Origin of the sequence: Marinobacter vulgaris, assembly GCF_003344045.1 — a bacterium.
Taxonomy (GTDB): domain Bacteria; phylum Pseudomonadota; class Gammaproteobacteria; order Pseudomonadales; family Oleiphilaceae; genus Marinobacter; species Marinobacter vulgaris.
In genome coordinates, this window is record NZ_QFWX01000005.1 from 262,367 (window position 1) to 281,232 (window position 18,866).

At 60.9% G+C, this 18,866-nt stretch carries 17 protein-coding genes; 13 read left to right on the forward strand and 4 right to left on the reverse strand.

Annotation, left to right across the window (positions count from 1 at the left end; all coding sequences use genetic code 11):
- Positions 1 to 32: 32 nt before the first annotated feature.
- The 9 genes from nuoF to nuoN are packed head-to-tail and all read left to right on the forward strand — an operon-like array spanning position 33 to position 11,360.
- A complete protein-coding gene (nuoF, locus tag DIT71_RS12605; RefSeq protein WP_227538111.1) occupies positions 33 to 1,340 on the forward strand; it encodes an NADH-quinone oxidoreductase subunit NuoF in 1,308 nt (435 codons plus the stop codon).
- An 8-nt stretch (positions 1,341 to 1,348) separates the two neighbouring features.
- On the forward strand, positions 1,349 to 4,066 hold the full coding sequence (gene nuoG / locus DIT71_RS12610; protein ID WP_114613574.1) for an NADH-quinone oxidoreductase subunit NuoG: 2,718 nt from the start codon (positions 1,349 to 1,351) through the stop codon (positions 4,064 to 4,066).
- Complete coding sequence (gene nuoH, locus DIT71_RS12615; RefSeq protein WP_114613575.1) at positions 4,063 to 5,040, forward strand: NADH-quinone oxidoreductase subunit NuoH; 978 nt, start codon at positions 4,063 to 4,065, stop codon at positions 5,038 to 5,040. Before nuoG ends, nuoH begins: the two co-directional genes overlap by 4 nt.
- A 9-nt stretch (positions 5,041 to 5,049) precedes the next feature.
- On the forward strand, positions 5,050 to 5,652 hold the full coding sequence (gene nuoI, locus DIT71_RS12620) for an NADH-quinone oxidoreductase subunit NuoI (protein ID WP_114613576.1): 603 nt from the start codon (positions 5,050 to 5,052) through the stop codon (positions 5,650 to 5,652).
- 18 nt (positions 5,653 to 5,670) lie between these two features.
- Positions 5,671 to 6,201: an NADH-quinone oxidoreductase subunit J gene (gene nuoJ / locus DIT71_RS12625; protein ID WP_114613577.1), complete on the forward strand. Its 531-nt coding sequence runs from the start codon at positions 5,671 to 5,673 to the stop codon at positions 6,199 to 6,201.
- Complete coding sequence (nuoK, locus tag DIT71_RS12630; RefSeq protein WP_114613578.1) at positions 6,198 to 6,506, forward strand: NADH-quinone oxidoreductase subunit NuoK; 309 nt, start codon at positions 6,198 to 6,200, stop codon at positions 6,504 to 6,506. The genes nuoJ and nuoK overlap by 4 nt, the downstream gene beginning before the upstream one ends.
- A gap of 5 nt (positions 6,507 to 6,511) precedes the next feature.
- The gene (nuoL, locus tag DIT71_RS12635) at positions 6,512 to 8,392 is read left to right on the forward strand and encodes an NADH-quinone oxidoreductase subunit L (protein ID WP_199491014.1); all 1,881 of its coding nucleotides are present in this window, start codon (positions 6,512 to 6,514) and stop codon (positions 8,390 to 8,392) included.
- Complete coding sequence (nuoM, locus tag DIT71_RS12640; protein WP_114613580.1) at positions 8,389 to 9,921, forward strand: NADH-quinone oxidoreductase subunit M; 1,533 nt, start codon at positions 8,389 to 8,391, stop codon at positions 9,919 to 9,921. The genes nuoL and nuoM overlap by 4 nt, the downstream gene beginning before the upstream one ends.
- Positions 9,921 to 11,360, forward strand: a complete 1,440-nt coding sequence (gene nuoN / locus DIT71_RS12645; protein WP_114613581.1) for an NADH-quinone oxidoreductase subunit NuoN — start codon at positions 9,921 to 9,923, stop codon at positions 11,358 to 11,360. The genes nuoM and nuoN overlap by 1 nt, the downstream gene beginning before the upstream one ends.
- Positions 11,361 to 11,364: 4 nt before the next feature.
- On the opposite strand, the gene DIT71_RS12650 is transcribed toward nuoN, so the two are convergent.
- From DIT71_RS12650 to DIT71_RS12660, 3 genes are read right to left on the reverse strand one after another with little or no spacing between them, the layout of a single operon-like run.
- Positions 11,365 to 12,573 (reverse strand): efflux RND transporter periplasmic adaptor subunit, encoded by a 1,209-nt coding sequence (locus tag DIT71_RS12650; RefSeq protein WP_114613582.1) that lies wholly within the window; start codon positions 12,571 to 12,573, stop codon positions 11,365 to 11,367.
- Positions 12,574 to 12,592: 19 nt separating this feature from the next.
- On the reverse strand, positions 12,593 to 14,971 hold the full coding sequence (locus tag DIT71_RS12655; protein ID WP_114613583.1) for an ABC transporter permease: 2,379 nt from the start codon (positions 14,969 to 14,971) through the stop codon (positions 12,593 to 12,595).
- Between the two features lie 4 nt (positions 14,972 to 14,975).
- Complete coding sequence (locus DIT71_RS12660) at positions 14,976 to 15,716, reverse strand: ABC transporter ATP-binding protein (RefSeq protein WP_227538091.1); 741 nt, start codon at positions 15,714 to 15,716, stop codon at positions 14,976 to 14,978.
- Between the two features lie 149 nt (positions 15,717 to 15,865).
- Between DIT71_RS12660 and DIT71_RS12665 the strand changes: the two genes are divergently transcribed.
- Entirely contained in the window at positions 15,866 to 16,096 is a 231-nt protein-coding gene (locus DIT71_RS12665; protein ID WP_227538092.1) for a hypothetical protein, read from the forward strand.
- Positions 16,097 to 16,142: 46 nt separating this feature from the next.
- Positions 16,143 to 16,607: an ion channel gene (locus DIT71_RS12670; protein ID WP_114613584.1), complete on the forward strand. Its 465-nt coding sequence runs from the start codon at positions 16,143 to 16,145 to the stop codon at positions 16,605 to 16,607.
- On the opposite strand, the gene DIT71_RS12675 is transcribed toward DIT71_RS12670, so the two are convergent.
- The gene (locus DIT71_RS12675) at positions 16,602 to 17,444 is read right to left on the reverse strand and encodes a M90 family metallopeptidase (protein ID WP_114613585.1); all 843 of its coding nucleotides are present in this window, start codon (positions 17,442 to 17,444) and stop codon (positions 16,602 to 16,604) included. The genes DIT71_RS12670 and DIT71_RS12675 overlap by 6 nt on opposite strands.
- 201 nt (positions 17,445 to 17,645) lie before the next feature.
- On the opposite strand from DIT71_RS12675, the gene DIT71_RS12680 reads away from it, so the two are divergent.
- On the forward strand, positions 17,646 to 18,107 hold the full coding sequence (locus tag DIT71_RS12680) for an MgtC/SapB family protein (RefSeq protein ID WP_114613586.1): 462 nt from the start codon (positions 17,646 to 17,648) through the stop codon (positions 18,105 to 18,107).
- Positions 18,108 to 18,134: 27 nt separating this feature from the next.
- Positions 18,135 to 18,806, forward strand: a complete 672-nt coding sequence (locus tag DIT71_RS12685; protein WP_114613587.1) for an SDR family oxidoreductase — start codon at positions 18,135 to 18,137, stop codon at positions 18,804 to 18,806.
- The last annotated feature ends 60 nt before the right edge of the window (positions 18,807 to 18,866 follow it).

Genomic DNA, 18,866 nt, shown 5'->3' on the forward strand with positions numbered 1-18,866 from the left:
AGCGTGAGTCACTTCGCTACCGCAGTCGGCTGATGCAGCCGGAGGCAGAGCGCCACCCGGACACCCACCCGCTGACATGGCGGTTGCGGGACGACGGCGAAGTGGTCTGGCTTGAAGAATATTTGCGCAAAGATGGCTACCAGTCCGTTCGCAAGGCACTTGCCGACGGTGATCCCCAGGCCATTATTGCCACCATGAAGGATGCCAATGTAGGTGGTCGCGGTGGCGGCGGCTTCTCCGCCGGTCTCAAGTGGAGCCTGACCCTGCAGGGGGGCGATATGCCCCGGGGTTACCTGATCTGCAATGCCGACGAAATGGAGCCGGGCACCTTCAAGGACCGGCTGCTGATGGAGCAACAGCCGCACCTGGTCATTGAGGGCATGATCCTGGCCGCCCTGGCCAACAACTCCTGTTACGGCTACATCTTCCTGCGGGGTGAATATGTGACCGCGGGCCGGGTGCTGAACCGGGCGCTGGATGAGGCGAGGGCAGGGGGCTGGCTGGGTGCCGATATCAACGGCAGCGGCTTTGATTTTGACATAGTGGTGCACTCCGGGGCCGGTCGATACATCTGCGGCGAGGAGACTGCCCTGATCAATTCGCTGGAGGGCAAGCGTGCCAACCCCAGGGCCAAGCCACCGTTTCCCGGTCAGTCCGGAGCCTGGGGCAAGCCCTCGGTGGTGAATAATGTGGAAACCCTGTGCAATGCGCCGGGCGTCATCCTGAACGGCGCCGACTGGTATCAGGGCCTCTCCGGAGAGCGTACCGGCAACGGTGGCAGCAAGATCTACGGCGTGTCGGGGCTGGTGGAGAAACCCGGACTTTGGGAGTTGCCCATGGGCACGACCGGTGCCGAAATCCTGGATCGTGCCGGGGGTATGCGTAACGGGCGCCAGCTCAAGGCCTGGTTGCCTGGTGGTGCCAGTACCGGCTTCCTGCTGCCGGAACATCTCGAGCTCGCCCTGGACTTCGATACTGTGGGCAAGGAGGGCAGCCGTCTCGGCACTGGCCTGATAACGGTGGTGCCCCGGGAACAAAGCCTCGTGGCGCTGGTGCGCAACCTTGAGGAGTTTTTCGCCCGGGAATCCTGTGGCTGGTGTACTCCCTGTCGCGACGGCCTGCCCTGGACCGTCAAGGTGCTGCGGGCCCTGGAGTCGGGGCAGGGCGAGGCAGGCGATATCGAACTGCTGGACAAGCTCGCTGCTGATTGTGGCCCGGCCCAGACCTTCTGTGCCCATGCCCCTGGTGCTGCAATGCCGCTGCAAACGGCGTTGAAGCATTTTCGGCATGAATTCGAGCAGGGCATCAGTGAGCCCCGAACAAAAGCGGCAGAGGGGTAGGCAGAATCATGGCAACGATTCACGTCGATGGACAAAGTTACCAGGTCAACGGTGCCCATAACCTGCTTCAGGCCTGCCTGTCCCTGGGGCTGGATATTCCCTATTTCTGCTGGCATCCGGCCATGGGCAGCGTGGGGGCCTGCCGCCAGTGCGCCGTACGCCAGTACAAGGGCGAGGACGACGACAAGGGCATGCTGGTGATGTCCTGCATGACCCCGGCGGCAGATCAGACCCGCATCGATATCGACGACGAGGAGGCGAAGGCTTTCCGCGCCAGTGTGGTGGAGTGGCTGATGATCAATCACCCCCATGACTGTCCGGTCTGCGAAGAGGGCGGGCACTGTCACCTGCAGGACATGACCGTCATGACCGGCCACGACCGTCGACGTTACCGCTTTCAAAAGCGCACCCGCCGTAACCAGTTTCTGGGTCCCTTTATCGGCCACGAGATGAACCGGTGTATTACCTGTTACCGCTGTGTGCGCTTCTACAACGACTACGCCGGAGGCACCGATCTCGGTGCCTTCGGCAGCAAGGATAATGTCTACTTCGGCCGCTACCAGGATGGCACCCTGGAAAGCCCGTTTGCGGGCAACCTTACGGAGGTCTGCCCCACCGGTGTGTTTACCGACCAGAGCCATTCTGACCGCTATACCCGCAAATGGGACATGCAGTTTGCCCCCGGTATCTGTCACCAGTGCTCGATGGGCTGCAACGTCAGCCCGGGGGAGCGCTATGGCGAAGTCCGTCGCATCGAGAATCGCTACCACGGCGAGTTAAATGGCTATTTTCTCTGTGATCGCGGCCGGTTTGGCTACGGCTATGTCAACCGTGCTGACCGGCCAGTTGTGCCGGAATGGCGGCAATCGCCGGACAGCCAGCCGGTCGGCCTGGGCGTGGATGACGCTCTGGCCCAGGCCGGCGACGCCCTGCGCCATGCTCGCCGGATTATCGGTATTGGCTCGCCAAGGGCCAGCCTTGAGAGCAATCACCAGTTGCAGGTATTAGTTGGAGAGCATAATTTTTCCACCGGCATTGAAGCCCGGGAACAGACCTGCCTGGAATTGATGAACCAGCTTCAGCGTCACGCTGGTCTGCCGACCCCGACGCCCCGGGAGATGGAAAGCCACGATGCCATGCTGGTGCTCGGGGAAGACCCGGTGCAGAGCGCCGGTCGTCTGGGCCTGAATCTGCGACAGGCGGCCCTGGCCCGATGCGCGGCACTGGGCGCAACCATCGGCATACCGGACTGGAACGCCGAAGCCCTCAAAACCCTGGCCCAGGACCGTTACCACCCGTTGTTCATTGCCTGGCCCGGGCCCACGGATCTTGATGACGTGGCAGCAGCCCGTTATGCCCTGGATCCGGACGGCATTGCCCGGCTTGGCTTCGCGGTGGCCCACGCTATCGATACCGCGGCTCCGGCGGTGGAGGGCCTGACGTCAGCCGAGGATGAAGCTGCCCGGCGGATCGCATCGGCGCTAGTGGCGGCGGAACGGCCGCTGGTTGTCAGCGGTGGCTCACTGGCCTCCAGGGCCGTGCTTGAGGCCGCAGGCAGTGTTGCACGGGCCCTGTCCCGGCGTGCCAAAAGAGGCGGGCTGGTGTTGGTCCGGCGTGAAGCCAACAGCACAGGGCTGTCCCTGATGGGTGGTCAGCCGCTGGACTGGGCGCTGGAGGAATTGGCCCAGGGCAATGCCGATGCCGTGGTGGTGCTGGAGAACGACCTTTACCAGCGACTGTCCCCCGAACGGGTGGATGAGGCTCTGGCGCGGGCGGAGGTCCGCATCGTGCTGGATCACCAGCGCACTGCCACGGCCGAGCGTGCCAACTTCCTGTTATCGGCTGGCAGTTTCGCCGAGTCCGATGGCACCCTGGTGAACCTGGAAGGTCGTGCCCAACGCTTCTTCCAGGTCTACGAGCCTGGTTATATGCGGCCGGAGACCCGCATCCGTGAAAGCTGGCGCTGGCTGCACGCGCTTGCTGCCAATCTGCGAGGTGAATCCGCCGGCGACATCAACCTCGATACGGTTGTCGGCGCCTGTGCTGATGCCCACCCGGCGCTGGCCGGTATGGTCGATGCGGCCCCGGATGCTCACTACCGTATCGATGGTCTGCGACTGGCGCGGGAGCCCCATCGGTATAGCGGGCGAACCTCCATGCGGGCCAACCGGCACGTTAGCGAGCCACGGGCGCCGCAGGATCCGGACACGGCGTTCGCCCATTCCATGGAGGGCTACAGCGGCTATCAGCAGCCCCGACAGCAGGTGCCATTCGCCTGGGCCCCGGGCTGGAACTCGCCCCAGGCCTGGAACAAGTTTACCGATGAGGTAGGTGGGCACCTGCGCGGTGGCGATCCCGGGGTGCGCCTGATTCACCCGGTGCCCGGGCAGGGCTGCTACAGCCAGCCTGCGCAAACTCTGGAAGGTACGGAGGGCCTGCGGGCCCTGATCCTGCCCCGCCTGTTCGGAGGCGAGGAAACCTCCGCCCGGGCGATGCCCATCCAGCAACGGGAGGAGGAGCCCTGCGTGACCCTGAACCATGACGATGCTCTACGTCTGGAGGTTCAAAACGGGGAGATCGTAACCCTCAATGAGCGGACGAAGCTGCCGGTTTGCGAGCAGGAAGGCTGGCCCGATGGCTGGGCGGGCCTGCCGGCGGGGCTGGTTGCCGGGTTGTTGCCCGGGGAGCCTGTGGCCCTGCAAAAGGTAGCGGGAGATCAGTCATGAGCTGGTGGACCCCGGAATTGGCAGCCATCCTGTGGGCCATGTTCCAGGCCCTTGTGATTCTTTTGGGCGCGGTGCTGCTTGGCGCCGTGCTGACGGTGGTGGAACGTCGCCTGCTTGGGCTCTGGCAGGACCGTCACGGGCCCAATCGGGTAGGGCCTTTCGGCACTCTTCAACTGATTGCCGACATGATCAAGATTTTTTTCAAGGAAGACTGGATACCGCCATTTGCCGACCGACCGCTGTTCGTGTTGGCGCCCATTATTGCGTTTGCCTCTCTGCTGCTGTCGTTCGTGATTATTCCGATTACCCCCGGATGGGGGGTGGCTGACATGCATATCGGGCTGCTTTTCTTCCTGGCCATGGCGGGTATCAACGTCTATGCGGTATTGCTGGGGGGCTGGGCCAGTGGCAACAAGTACGCCTTGCTGGGCGCCATGCGGGCTTCGGCCCAGACACTTTCCTACGAGGTGTTTATGGGGCTGTCGCTAATGGGGGTGGTGGCCCTGGCCGGCTCCTTCAACCTGCGCGATATCGTCGCAGCCCAGGAAGGCCTCTGGTTCGTGATTCCCCAGTTTTTCGGGTTCGCCACTTTCCTGATTGCTGGCGTTGCTGTCACCCACCGTCATCCCTTTGATCAGCCGGAGGCCGAGCAGGAGTTGGCGGATGGTTATCACGTCGAATACTCCGGCATGAAATTTGGCATGTTCTTCATTGGTGAGTACGTGGGCATGCTGCTGGTGTCAGCTCTGATCGTGACGCTTTTCTTTGGTGGCTGGCATGGCCCCTGGCTGCCACCGATCCTGTGGTTTGCGCTCAAGACCGGCTGTTTCCTGCTGCTGTTCATTCTTTTGCGGGCGTCTTTGCCACGACCGCGCTACGACCGTGTGATGAGCTTTGGCTGGAAGGTGTGCCTGCCACTGACCCTGATTAATCTACTGGCCACCGGAGCGGTTATGCTCCTGGTAGACGCCTAGGGAGGACTTATGGAACAAGAGGAGAAAACCCGGAAAGAGAAGGTCCCACTGATCCGGTCATTGTCCTCAACCTCTTTTCTGAGGCTGGTGCCAGCCACCTGGTCCCAGATACGCACGCTGGGCATGGTGTTCATGCACAGCTTCCGCAAACGGGAGACGGTGAATTACCCGGAACAGTCGGTTTACCTTCCGCCACGCTATCGCGGCCGTATCGTGCTGACACGCGACCCCGACGGTGAAGAACGCTGCGTGGCCTGTAATCTGTGCGCCGTTGCCTGCCCGGTGGACTGCATCTCCCTGCAGAAGGGCGAACAGGAGGACGGTCGCTGGTATCCCGAATTCTTCCGCATCAATTTTTCCCGCTGCATTTTCTGCGGCATGTGCGAAGAAGCCTGTCCCACATCTGCCATCCAGCTGACACCGGACTTCGAGATGGGCGAATACGATCGTCAGCAGCTGGTGTACGAGAAAGAAGACCTGCTGATCAACGGCCCCGGCAAGGACCACGACTACCACTTCTACAAGGTTGCCGGCCTGGCCATTGGCGGCAAGGACAAGGGCCAGGCGAAAAATGAGGAGGCACCGGAGGATGTGCGTACGCTGCTCCCCTGAACGGACAAGGAGACACTGATGGAACTGGCTTTCTACCTCAGCGGCCTGGTGGCCGTGCTGGCCACCGCGGGCGTGATTACCGGCGGCCATCCCGTGCACGCAGTGGTGTACCTGATCGTTTCGCTTATTGCCGTGGCACTGGTGTTTTTTGCCCTGGGAGCACCCTTTGCAGGCGCCCTGGAGATTATCGTCTATGCAGGGGCAATCATGGTGTTGTTCGTTTTCGTGGTGATGATGCTCAATCTGGGGCCGGACACGGCACGGGAACAGACTCTGACGCAGCCCCGCTACTGGATAGGCCCATCGCTTCTGGCCCTGGTGCTGCTTGCCGCGCTGGTGGCGCTGATCAGCCAGGGCGTCGTGGGCGAAACCATTGACGGAGAGCTGCTCACTGCCCGGGCGGTGGCGCTGACACTGTTCGGACCCTGGCTGATGGTGGTGGAACTGTCGGCCATCCTGCTTCTGGCTGCCCTGGTTACGGCCTCCCATGTGGGGCGTCGCAGCAATGCCGCCGGAACCTCTCCAGGCACTGGTGGAGGCGCCTCATGACAGGTATTCCCATGGAGCACGGGCTGATCCTGGCGGCCATCCTGTTCAGTCTCGGGCTGTTGGGGCTCATGCTGCGCCGCAATATGCTGTTTGTGCTGATGAGCCTGGAAGTGATGCTCAATGCCGCTGCGCTGGCTTTCGTGGTGGGCGCTACCGCCTGGAACCAGCCAGACGGGCAGGCCATGTTCCTGTTGGTGATCACCCTGGCTGCGGCAGAAGCCAGTGTGGGACTGGCATTGATGATCCAGTTCTACCAGCGATTCAGGTCCCTTGATCTCGATGCAGCCAGCAGGATGCGCGGATAATGGCAATGGCATTAATACTCTCGTTTGTTTTTCCCCTGGCGGGCACCCTGATTCTTGCACTCTCCGCCGGTCGACTGGGTGTGCGGGCGAGTTCGTTCATTGGTGTCGGCAGCGTGGGACTGGCGGCTCTGGCCACGGCGTGGGCGGTGATGACACCCCCCGGCGGCGAAAGCGTCACTGTTATTACCTTGTGGAACTGGATTGCAGTAGGGGATTTTCAGCCTACCATCGGTCTGGCCGTCGATGGCCTGTCGCTGGTGATGATGTCGGTAATCACCGGCGTCGGCTTTCTGATCCACCTGTTTGCGGCCTGGTACATGAGAGGAGAGGAGGGGGTTACCCGTTTTTACGCCTGGATGAACCTTTTCGTATTCAGCATGTTACTGCTCGTGCTCGGGGACAACCTGCTGCTGTTGTTCCTGGGTTGGGAAGGTGTCGGTCTGTGCAGTTATGGGCTTATCGGCCATTACTATCGCAGCCACGCCAACGGTCAGGCCGCTTTCAAGGCCTTTGTGGTGACCCGCATCGGTGATGTGTTTCTGGCCCTGGGGCTGTTCCTGATCTTCATGGAGCTTGGCACCCTGGATATCCGCACGGTGCTGGAGTTGGCGCCGCAGGCCTGGGCACAGGGCAGCACCACTGCCAACCTGGCGGCACTGCTGGTGCTTGGTGGCGCCCTCGGCAAGTCGGCCCAGGTGCCGCTGCACACCTGGCTGCCAGATGCCATGGCCGGCCCGACGCCAGTGTCGGCGTTGATCCACGCGGCCACCATGGTTACCGCCGGTGTTTACCTTATTGCCCGTCTGCACGGGCTGTTCCTGCTGGCACCTGACGTCATGCTGCTGGTGGGCGTGATTGGTGCGGTTTCCCTGCTGTTGGCGGCGTTCGCGGCCCTCGCCCAGACCGATATCAAGCGAGTACTGGCCTACTCCACCATGAGCCAGATCGGCTACATGTTCCTGGCGCTGGGGGTAGGGGCCTTTGATGCGGCCATTTTCCACCTGGTGACACACGCGTTCTTCAAGGCGCTGCTGTTCCTCTCCGCCGGCGCGGTGATTATCAGTTGTCACCATGAGCAGGACATGCGCCGCCTGGGTGGGCTCTGGCGCAAACTGCCGGTCGCCTACGGTGGCTTCCTTGTCGGCGGCGCTGCGCTGGTGGCGCTACCACTGGCCACCGCCGGGTTTTTCAGCAAGGACGAAATTCTGTGGCAGGCCATGGCCGCGGACCAGACCGGGCTGCTGCTGGCCGGCCTGCTGGGTGCCGTGCTGACCGGTCTCTATACCGTGCGGCTGATCCTGAGCACGTTTCATGGCGAACCCGGTCATGGCGGGCCAACCAGCGATCATGTCCGCGATCCCGAGGCGGGCGTGAATCCGCTCACCCATCACCTGCCATTGGTCGTGCTGGCGATCTGCTCAACCTTTGTCGGGGCGTGGCTCTATCCGGGGCTCGGTGGGCTGTTTCCCGCCTCGCCGGGAGAGGCGGCCGACACCGGCCATACCCTCTTGCAGGTGCTGGCCATGGGAGCTGCCTTCGCCGGTCTGCTGCTGGCGGCGTGGCTGTTCCTGTGGCAGCGCCGCTGGCTTGACGAAACGGTTCGCCAGGGCTTCGGTAACAGTCTCTGGAGACTCTGGCACAGCGCCTGGGGTTTTGATGCCCTGTTCGACCGGATCCTGGTGCGGCCCTGGCAGTTGACGGTGAAATACCTGCGGGTCGATCTGATAAACCTGATGATGAACCTGCCGGCACTGGTGGCACGGGCACTGAACGCCGGCCTGGTGCGTGGCCAGAATGGCCGGGTGCGAAGCTATGCCCTGGTGATGGTGTTTGGCGCCACGGCGATCCTGCTGACCTTGGCTCTGGTGCAGGGAGGGGCCGTATGATCCTGGTGTGGCTGATACTGATCCCGTTTATCGGCGGCCTGTTGTGCTGGCAGGCCGAGCGCTGGAGTCACCAGGCGCCACGCTGGATTGCCCTTGGCACCATGCTGTTCGTGCTGGTGATCAGCGTGGTGGTTTGGCTTACCGGGGACTTCGCTCCGGCAAGTGCCAATAGTAGCCAGTGGCTTCTGCAATGGCGGGCGCCCTGGATTCCCCGTTTCGGCGTCGAGATTCATCTCGCCATGGACGGCCTGTCGCTGGTCCTGGTGGCGTTGACCGGCTTTCTTGGCTTGCTCGCGGTGCTCTGTTCCTGGCAGGAAATTTCCGACCGGGTGGGTTTCTTCCACCTGAATCTGCTGTTTATCCTCGGCGGCGTGGTAGGCGTATTCCTGGCCCTGGACCTGTTCCTGTTCTTCCTGTTCTGGGAAATGATGCTGGTGCCCATGTACTTCCTGATTGCGCTCTGGGGGCACAGCGGTTCGGCAGGGCAGACGCGGATCCGCGCAGCCACCCGCTTCTTCATCTACACCCAGGCCAGTGGCCTGTTGATGCTGGTGTCGATTATTGCGCTGGTTTTCGTGCACTACTCAAACACCGGGGAGCTGTCGTTCGGCTACGACACCCTGCGTGGAACTGACGTGCCAGAGCCTCTGGCTTTCTGGTTGATGCTTGGATTCTTTATCGCCTTTGCGGTGAAGCTTCCGGTGGTGCCCTTCCACGGCTGGCTGCCCGATGCCCATGCCCAGGCGCCGACTGCCGGCAGCGTTGACCTGGCGGGCATTCTGCTTAAAACGGCCGCCTACGGCATTCTGCGGTTTGCCCTGCCGCTGTTTCCGGAACAGTCCGCGGCTTTCGCTCCGGTGGCGATGTTCCTGGGGCTGGTTGGTATCATCTACGGTGCAGTACTGGCGTGCGGGCAGCAGGACATCAAGCGATTGATCGCGTACACCAGTGTCTCCCATATGGGCTTTGTGCTGATTGCACTCTATTCCGGATCGGAGCTGGCGATCCAGGGCGCCATCGTGCTGATGGTCGCCCACGCCTTTTCCACCGCTGCCCTGTTCATACTCAGTGGCCAGCTTTACGAACGCATCCATAGCCGTGACATGCGCGTCATGGGTGGGCTCTGGGGACGCCTGCCGGTGTTGCCCGGATTTACCCTGTGTTTCGTGGCGGCCTCCCTGGGCATGCCTGCCACAGCCAACTTCGTGGGCGAGTTCATGATCCTGTTCGGAACCTTTCCCGGCGCACCGATGGTGGTGGTTGTCGCCAGCATCGGGCTGGTGCTGGCGGCCATCTATTCGCTGCTGCTGATGCAGCGGGTGCACTTCGGTTCCGAATACCGTTCGGGCCTGCTGGCGGGCCCTGATAGGCGGGAGTACGGCATCATGCTGGTGCTGTTGGTGCTCACACTGGCAGTGGGGCTCTATCCGCAGCCCCTGCTGGATACCACCGCAGCCGTGGCCGGCCCGGTGGCTGAACTGTTCACTGGCAGTGCAGAACTGGCAGTCCGGGCAGGGGAGGTGAACTGATGCTGACCCTGGCAAACCTGATGGCCATTCTGCCGCTGATCATCGTCGCCGCCACCGCGATTGTGGTAATGCTGGGCATTGCCTGGCAACGGTACCATGCGGCAACGGCAATCGTGTCCGCCGCTGGTCTCGTGCTGGCCCTGTTGAGCATGCCGCTGGCCTCAGCGGCCCAGTCGTCACCGCCGCTGATGATCATGGACGGATTGGCCATAATGGGCAGTGTGCTGGTGCTGCTCTGCGCTCTGGTGACGGTGGCCCTGAGTCACCATTACCTGGCCGGTTATATCGGCCCCAGGGAGGAATTTTATCTGCTGCTGCTGTGCGCCGTCACCGGAGCGCTGGGGCTGGTGGCCAGCAATCACCTGGCTACCCTGTTCATCAGTCTGGAGCTGCTGTCGATGCCGCTCTACGGCATGCTGGCGTACAGCTACCGGGCGGAAAGGTCGCTGGAAGCAGGCATCAAGTACCTGATTCTCTCGGCTGCTGCCACCGCCTTCCTGCTGTTCGGCATGGCGCTGGTCTATGCCCGCACCGGTAGCCTTGATCTGGTTGGCCTGGCAACGGAGCTGGTCACCAGCCCGGATGTCTGGAGCCTGGCCGGGGCCGTGCTGATGCTGGTCGGTCTGGGCTTCAAGCTCTCCATCGTGCCTTTCCATCTCTGGACCCCCGACGTTTATCAGGGCGGGCCCGCCCCGGCCACGATTTTCCTGGCTACGGTCAGCAAACTGGCGGTGTTTGTGGTGGTGGTACGTTTGATGATGACCGCGCCCGTCTTTGACAGTGACTGGCTGCGGGTCCTGATTACAGTGCTGGCTTTGCTGACCATGCTGGGCGGCAACCTGCTGGCGTTGTTCCAGCAGAACCTCAAGCGTCTGCTGGGGTACTCATCCATTGCCCACTTCGGTTACCTGCTGGTGGCGATCGTCGTGGGGGGCACGCTGGCCGCAGAAACCGTTGGGGTCTACCTTGTAACCTATCTGATCGCCACCCTGGCGGCCTTCGGTGTGGTCACCCAACTGTCCAGTCCTTTCGGGGGTGAAGACGCAGCCGGGCTGCACCATTATCGTGGCCTGTTCTGGCGCCGGCCCTGGCTGGCGGCGGTGATGACGGTGAGCTTCCTGTCCCTGGCGGGTATCCCGCTCACCGCCGGCTTTATCGGCAAGTTTTACGTACTGGTCCTGGGCGTTTCCGATGGTCGCTGGTGGCTGGTGGGCGGTATCGTGGCCGGCAGCGCCATCGGCCTGTTCTATTATCTGCGTGTTATGGTCACCCTTTACCTGCCGGAACCCGGTATGCGCCGGATGGACGCCCCTAACGACTGGGGTAACCGGATAGGCGGGCTAACGCTCTTGGTTGTTGCAGTGCTGGTCCTGATGCTGGGGGTCTACCCCACGCCCATGATCGACTGGGTGGCAGAACTGCCAATGATCGGTTTTTGATAAGCTACCTGGAACGGATACGGTCGCCGTCGCTCAACTCCCTGCCGGGATGACGGACGACCTGGTCGCCTTCGTTCAGTCCGCTTTCCACGGCGGTCATCAGCCCGTTACTGCGGCCTGTTTTCACTGCCCGTATCACAGCAAGCTCGTTGTCAACGAGAAAGACCGAGGGTTGGCCAGCGCTCTGGAAAATGGCGGATGCGGGCACCTGGAGCACGTCGGCTGATTGCCAGAGGATGAACTCGGCGTCCACGCGGTAACCATCTCCCAGCATTTCCCAGTTCTCGCGCGGGGTGACCATGTCTGCTATTACCCTGACCCGCTGCTCTTCCACGCCAAGGGCAGAGATGTCTTCGAATCCAACGGGTTCAACCCGGCGAACCACGGCCCCCAGCGGGGTGCCACCCCAGCCGTTCAGCCGGGCTTTAACGCCGGGTTCCAGTTTTACGGCGTCAAAGCTCAGGACATCCACCACGACTTCCAGGGCACCCGGGTCGCCAAGCTCCAGGATGGGTTCGCCCGCCTGTATGACACCTTCGCTTTTGCGTAGCAGGCCCAGAACGCTGCCGCTGACGGGCGACCTGACTGCCAGCCGTTCGGCCGGTTGTTCGCCCTCAGACCGCGTTGCGGAAATCTCAAGTCGGGTTCTGGCGGCTTCCAGCTCGTGGGCGGCGACTTCTTCATCAAAGCGGGCTGACCGCAGGATCGCCTGGTTGCGGGCGGCGGTAGAGCGGGCCTGTTGCAGGCGTTCGTCCGACACGAAGTCGGCGCGGTCCAGGGTGAGCAGCCTCTGATACTCTGTTTCAGCCAGTTCGGCGTCGGCCTCGGCTGCCTGGGTTTTCTGGCGGATAGAGTTCAGTGCCGAGCGCGCGGCTTCCACTCTTGCTTCTGCTTCGGCCCGACTTCTTGCGTCCAGAACGCTCACTGGCATCGGGTCCACTTCGGTCAATAACTCACCTGGAATGACCCGGTCGCCAACGTCGAGCTCCACTCTCTGCAGGTAACCCGTCACGGGTGAAGATACAACGTAACGGTCTTTCACGCGGGTTTTGCCTTCTTCCAGGATGGTGACTTCCATGGGCCCGCGTTGCACGGTTGCCAAGTCTACCCAGACGGGTTCAGGCCGCAGGATATAGGCCAACACAACGATGGCCAGAGCTCCCAGCACAGACCAGAACAGCCACTTACCCGCAATACGCTTACCTTCCACCATTAATGATTTTCCTGTCTGATTATTCCCGGGTTTTCAGGACTGCCACGAGGTCCAGTTTACGTAAGCGCCACCAGGTAATGAAGCCGGATGCCAGGGCAGACACGATCACCACATTGGCTGCCAGGGCCAGGGTTCTACCGGTGATGATCAACGGTACCCGGTACAGCTCGGTTTGCATCATGGTGACCACCAGGCTTGCCAGCCCGTGGCCTATGGCCCAGCCCAGAGGGATGCCAAGTATCAGCAGGATGGCCAGTTCACCCAGTAGAATGTGGGCCACTTCGTTGTGGCTGTAGCCCAGCACTCGCAGGCTTGCCAGATCCCGCCCGCGTTCTGCCAGTGAGATGCGCACGGTATTGTAAATGACGCCGAAGGCGATGATGCCGCCCAGCAGGCTGATCACCAGGGTATAGGTGAGAAAGGTTTTTGCCAGTGTTTCGAAGAAACTGTCCAGCATGGCCTGGCGGACATTGATGGCCATGACCCGTGGGGTGTCCCGCAGGTCACGATAAACGGTTTCCGCCTGCGCTGGATCCAGGTTCATCAATACCTGGTTGACCACTGGACCTTCCTTCAGTGTGCGGTTCATTGCAGCCAGATTCATGTGCGCGCCCACGCCGAGAAACTCGCTGGTTACTCCGGCAACCTGCAGCTCCAGCACCGGGCGGTGGCCTTCCAGAACCTGCACCTGAACCGTGTCGCCAGCGGCGAGCCCCAGCTCTGCTGCCAGGAAGTCAGTCAGCAGCAGACCGGCAGGAGGTATGGGCACCTGGTTAAGATGCTGGTCCACCACGAACTGCAACCGGGCGTCATCAGGGATGCCGGTCAGGGCGGTTCGCCACTGCCGGTGATCATTGACCAGTTCTACCGTCACAACACGTCGGCCCTCGGTGTACCTCACACCCGCCTGCCGCGTCATGCCATACATGGCAGACTGGTGAACCGAGTCGGTCAGGCTGACTGTCAGGTCCTGTTGCTGAACCCGGGCGAACTGCGTGTGCACCATCAGCGAAACCGAGCTGAACTGGAAGTTGCCCACCATCACTATGGCTGTTGCCATGGCGATGCCTGTTACAGACATTGCGGCGCGGGCCGGCCGCCGTGCCAGTTGCCGTACTATCATGCGTGACGGCTGGCTGAAGCGGACCCAGGACAGCATGCGTTCGGTGATGGTTACCCGGTAACTGGCCGGTGCTTCCGGCCTCATGGCTTCGGCCGGGGGCAGAGCAGCAGCACTGCGAATGGCGCGCCAGCCCCCGAGCAGAGCCACCAGAAGGGTCAGTACACCGAGCAGTAATACCCACCAGGGGCTGATGCTGAACAGCAGTTTCGGAAACCGGTAGAAATCCATGTACAACTCGCCCAGAGCCCGGCCCAGCCACATGCCCGCCGCAGTGCCGATCAGCAGGCCGATGAAGGCGATGGTGATTACCAACTGGCTGTAGTGCCAGCCAATCTGCCAGTTGCTGTAACCAAAGGCTTTCAATACCGCAATGATGTCCCGCTGGGTGCTGATCAGCCGCGTAATCACGACATTGAGCAAAAACATGGCCACTGCCATGAAGATGGAGGGGAATATCACCGCCATGGTTTTCAGCTGGTTCAGTTCGTCGCTCAGGAAACGGTGGGAAAACTGCTCCTCCCTGGCGTAGGCGCCTGTGCTGCCGTAAGGCGCCAGCAACCGGTCTAGCAGATCAATGACACCGGCAACCGGCAGCGCCGGGTCGACCTGCAGTACCAGGCTATTGAAAGCGCCGCGCATGTCCATGGCCGAGGCCAGTGCTTCCCGGGCCATCCAGAGCACCCCGTAACGTTCGTAGTCGGGCAACATTCCGCCTGGAGGAATGACATAAATGAATTCCGGTGATTCAACAATGCCCACAACAGTCAGGCTCTGGCGCCGGCCATTGATGATGGCCCCAAGGCGGTCACCCAGGCGCAGATCGTGAGCGTCGGCAAAACTGCCGATCACGGCTGCCTCATCGCCGCGCGCCGCGTGGGGCAGTCGCCCGTGACGAAGGTAAACCCGGTTGACGTCCGGCTGTCCTTCGGGCGGCAATGAAACCAGACGCGCGGATGCAGGATCGCTGAATCCGGGTACTTCAAGTTTGGCGACGCCTTCCACCCTGCCATTGATGCGGGTTACACCAGGTATGTCTGCCACCCGCTGGAGTACATGCCGGGGCGCACGTTTCAGGGTGGCGAACACATCCGCAAACTGGTGTTCCTGATAGTACTGGGCGCGGGTGGCGGTCAGCGACGAGTAGTTCACCAGCGACAGCAAGCAGACGGCGATGCCACCGGCGATTACCAGGGCGATGGCCAGGGTCTGGCCCCGCATCTGCCATAGTTCCCGGCGTAGTTTGGTGTGCAGGGCGCTGGCATGAAAGATTGGCATGGCGCTACCAGCTCAGGGTCCGCGGATCCTGCCGCGTTGTATTGCGGTATTCGCCACTGATGGTGCCGTCAGATAGCGTAATCACCCGGTCTGCCATCTGCGCTATGGAAGCGTTGTGGGTAATGATCACGGTGGTGGTGCCGGTTTCGCGATTGGCGGTATCCAGCGCTGCCAGAACCAGTGCACCGGTGGCAGAGTCGAGGGCGCCGGTAGGCTCGTCGCAAAGCAGCACTTCCGGGCGCTTGGCAATGGCCCGGGCGATAGCGACCCTCTGTTGCTCGCCGCCCGAAAGCTGGGCGGGAAAGTGGTCCATGCGCTTCTCCAGCCCCACCAGTTCCAGCGCTGCCTCCGGGCTCATGGGGTCGCGGGCGATTTCGGTGACGGCGATAACGTTTTCCCGTGCAGTCAGGCTGGGGATCAGGTTGTAGAACTGGAACACGAACCCGACATAGTTCCGACGATAACGTGTCAGATCCCGGTCTTTCGCCCGGGTCAGGTCGATGTCCTGGTATTTCACCTCGCCGCTGGTAGGCACATCCAGCCCGCCAAGAATATTGAGCAGGGTGGACTTGCCAGAGCCTGAAGCGCCGAGCATTACCACCAGTTCGCCTGAATACAGGTCAAGGTTCACTCCCCTCAGGGCCTGTACTTCGACCTCCCCCTGCTGGTATGTCTTGGTCAGCTCCGAAGTGTGGAAAACTGGTGGGCCGGAGGTTGCTCTGTCCATGTGATAGGCCTTTGCCATGAATTGGCTCCTGTCCATAGACATCGATGGAGTGAGTCAGCCGATGGAGGTACAACACAATCTATTCCTATAGACTTCTCTATACTAGAACAGGCTGGGACCTTCTGACATTCCGGGTGTAAGCCAAAAACCAAAAGGCGTGTGCTGAATTGACTTTGAGCCCTCAGGAACTTGAAACCCTGCTGGAAACCATCCCGGATGCGCGCGACGGTCTTACCCGCACCGAGCGCATAATTCTGTATGTGTTGCAGGAAACCCAGCGAGAGCTGAACGGCCGCAATGTCCCGACGGTGATGCTCTATGGTCGGGTGGTGGAACACGTTAATATCAGTGAACAGGAGCTTCACGTTTATCTAGACAGGTTGGGCGTGCGCGGGTAATGGTACTACTCATGAAAGCGAGATCTGGGCAAAGGGGGAGTTTCTAGTGGGCGGCGAACTGATTGTCGTATCAGTAACATCGCTGGTGGTTGGTCTGGTTGTCGTCTTCCATTTTGAGGTCCTGCAGCTGCTGAACCGTTTTCGTCCCAGTCAGAAACTCTCGTCATCAAGGACTTTCCGAAACCGGCCGATCATACTCGCAAACATGTTCGTGCTGCTGATCGCCCATGTGGTGGAAATCTGGCTATTCGGTGTCGCCTTCTGGTACCTGCTGGATCAGGATGGCCTGGGTGCCATTGACGGCTACGCCCACCTCAGCTTGCTGGATAGTGTGTATTTCTCCGCGGCTACATACACCACGGTGGGATGGGGAGAGCTGACTGCAACCGGCCATGTCCGATTTCTGGCTGGCACAGAGGCCCTGGTGGGCTTCATGATGATTACCTGGTCGGCATCTTTCAGCTATCTGGTCATGGCCCGCGCCTGGGGCGACGGCAGTCAATCATCATAATCCCTGACCAACCGGTGCCTCGACTCGCGTCAGGGTCACCGGGTCTAACCGGTAGAACCCCCGTAATACCTTGTATACCTCTGGTTGCTCTGCCTTGAGATGGTCGGGCTGCTGGAAGAAGGCTTCTGTCAGTACGGCAAAGAACTCGGCGGGCTCGGTGGCGCCGTAAGGGTCCAGCCAGGGCTTGCGGTGGTGGCGGAGCGAGTGCCGCAGATTCTCATAGGCCCGGGTCATGGTTTCCTGCCAGTGGCGGGCCTGCTCGCCGCTCAGAGGAGGCGAGCCATCGGCAGTGCCGTCCAGGTAATCCAGCTGATGGGCAAATTCGTGGAGGATGACATTATGCTGCCCGGCAGGATTGACCGCACCTTCCTCACATTGTGCCCACGCCAGCACTACCTGGCCGTGGCTTGAGGCTTCGCCGGAGCGTATCTGGTTGCTCTCGCTGACCACGATTCCGTCGCTCTCGATATCCCTGACATGATAGGCGTCCGGATACACCAGAATGCTGTTTACCTCGTCGAAGTCGGAGAAGTTGCGGGCAATGATGAGCAGGCAGGCGTGCCCTGCGATGGTAAGGCGCACGGTGTCGTCCACTTCAAACCCATCGCAGCCGTAAAAGGATTTTTCCGCCAGGAAAAGCTGTATGTGCTGTTCAAGCCGCTGTCTCAATTCCGGAGTTAGCCTGTCATAGACGGGTAACCGGGACTGGAGTATTTCCCGCCAATAGGTCGGGAAGGGCTGTTGCAGTTGCCGCTCCCGCCGCCAGCCCCGGTAGAAAAACAGGTAGAAAACCGAGAACCCGATAACAGCCAGCATGCAGAGGGTGTAGATCAGCATTGGTGGGGCTCCGGCTGCATAGGGTTGGTGGGCTGACAGTGTAATTCGTATCCGCAGCCGTCACCAGGCTCCGCATTGCCAGCAACCGCAAGCCGCAAGAAATTGGTGCGGGGATTTCGGTTTGAAAGCAAGCAGGTCTGCGATGCTATGCTTAACCTTGACTGGCGTCGTCCATTAACCAAAACGTCTTTAAGGCAAGTCATGGAAACTGAAATTGCCCCTCTGGATATGCTACTCCGTCTCTCTGTTGCAGCAGGCCTGGCGCTGTTTCTGGGACTGGAGCGGGAACTGCGTGGCAAGCCCGCCGGATTGCGCTCCCACATGCTGGTATCACTGGGCTCCGCAACCTTCATTATGATTGGTATGAGTGTGCTGTTTGCGACGGCAGAGGGTGACCCTTCTGCCCGCATAGATCCGACCCGTGTGGTTCAGGGTGTGGTTGGCGGCATCGGTTTTCTCGGTGCCGGAAGTATTATTCGCAGTGGCGGGCAGATTCAGGGTATTACCACGGGTGCCTCGATATGGCTTGCAGGGGCAATCGGGGTTTCTGCCGGTATTAACAATTTCTACCTGGCAGGGATGGTGACCGGTCTGGCGCTGGTGATCATGGTAATGCTTGGCCACTTCGAGCGGGAGTGGGTGTCCACCGAGCAGGATCGGTGAATCTTTAACACAGACCAGGAGGTTTTTATGTCAGATAACAGAACCGTTGTGATTACCGGCGCCAATCGTGGCATCGGTCTTGAGCTTGCCCGTCATTACGCTGGTGAGGGCTGTAACGTGATTGGCGTATGCCGGGAAGCCTCTGCAGAGCTGCAGGCGGTGGCTGCCAGGATCATTGACGGCGTGGATGTAACCACCGACAGCGGCATCGGCAAACTGACGGGCGAGTTGAAGGGGCAAGTAATCGAGCTGCTGATCAACAACGCCGGCCTGCTGCAGGATGAAAAGCTGGGCAGCATCGATTTCGACTCTATCCGTACCCAGATGGAAGTCAATGCCTACGCACCGCTGCGTGTGGCGGAAGCCCTGGCGCCGCAGATCCCCGCGGGAGGCAGGATAGCCAATATTACCAGCCGCATGGGCTCCATTGCCGATAATGATTCCGGCGGTCGTTACGGCTACCGCGCGTCCAAGGCGGCACTGAACGCCTTTGGCAAGTCCCTGGCCATGGATCTTAAACCGGAGGGGATTGCGGTCGCCCAGCTTCATCCCGGCTATGTCCAGACTCGCATGGTGAATTTTGGCGGGCTGATCAGTCCCGAGGAGTCGGCGAAGGGACTCGCGGCAAGGATTGAGGGGCTGAATCTGGAGAACACCGGTTCATTCTGGCACAGCAATGGTGAAGAGTTGCCCTGGTGACCATAGAGTCATCGTGAGTCTTTCTTTCAGTAATTTACAGGTATCCAATCCTCTTCTATT

Coding starts and splice junctions, on each gene's coding strand:
- nuoF (WP_227538111.1), top strand. CDS start 33: ATGCAGCCGGAGGCAGAGCGCCACCCGGACACCCACCCGCTGACATGG.
- nuoG (WP_114613574.1), top strand. CDS start 1,349: ATGGCAACGATTCACGTCGATGGACAAAGTTACCAGGTCAACGGTGCC.
- nuoH (WP_114613575.1), top strand. CDS start 4,063: ATGAGCTGGTGGACCCCGGAATTGGCAGCCATCCTGTGGGCCATGTTC.
- nuoI (WP_114613576.1), top strand. CDS start 5,050: ATGGAACAAGAGGAGAAAACCCGGAAAGAGAAGGTCCCACTGATCCGG.
- nuoJ (WP_114613577.1), top strand. CDS start 5,671: ATGGAACTGGCTTTCTACCTCAGCGGCCTGGTGGCCGTGCTGGCCACC.
- nuoK (WP_114613578.1), top strand. CDS start 6,198: ATGACAGGTATTCCCATGGAGCACGGGCTGATCCTGGCGGCCATCCTG.
- nuoL (WP_199491014.1), top strand. CDS start 6,512: ATGGCATTAATACTCTCGTTTGTTTTTCCCCTGGCGGGCACCCTGATT.
- nuoM (WP_114613580.1), top strand. CDS start 8,389: ATGATCCTGGTGTGGCTGATACTGATCCCGTTTATCGGCGGCCTGTTG.
- nuoN (WP_114613581.1), top strand. CDS start 9,921: ATGCTGACCCTGGCAAACCTGATGGCCATTCTGCCGCTGATCATCGTC.
- DIT71_RS12650 (WP_114613582.1), bottom strand. CDS start 12,573: ATGGTGGAAGGTAAGCGTATTGCGGGTAAGTGGCTGTTCTGGTCTGTG.
- DIT71_RS12655 (WP_114613583.1), bottom strand. CDS start 14,971: ATGCCAATCTTTCATGCCAGCGCCCTGCACACCAAACTACGCCGGGAA.
- DIT71_RS12660 (WP_227538091.1), bottom strand. CDS start 15,716: ATGGCAAAGGCCTATCACATGGACAGAGCAACCTCCGGCCCACCAGTT.
- DIT71_RS12675 (WP_114613585.1), bottom strand. CDS start 17,444: ATGCTGATCTACACCCTCTGCATGCTGGCTGTTATCGGGTTCTCGGTT.
- DIT71_RS12680 (WP_114613586.1), top strand. CDS start 17,646: ATGGAAACTGAAATTGCCCCTCTGGATATGCTACTCCGTCTCTCTGTT.
- DIT71_RS12685 (WP_114613587.1), top strand. CDS start 18,135: ATGTCAGATAACAGAACCGTTGTGATTACCGGCGCCAATCGTGGCATC.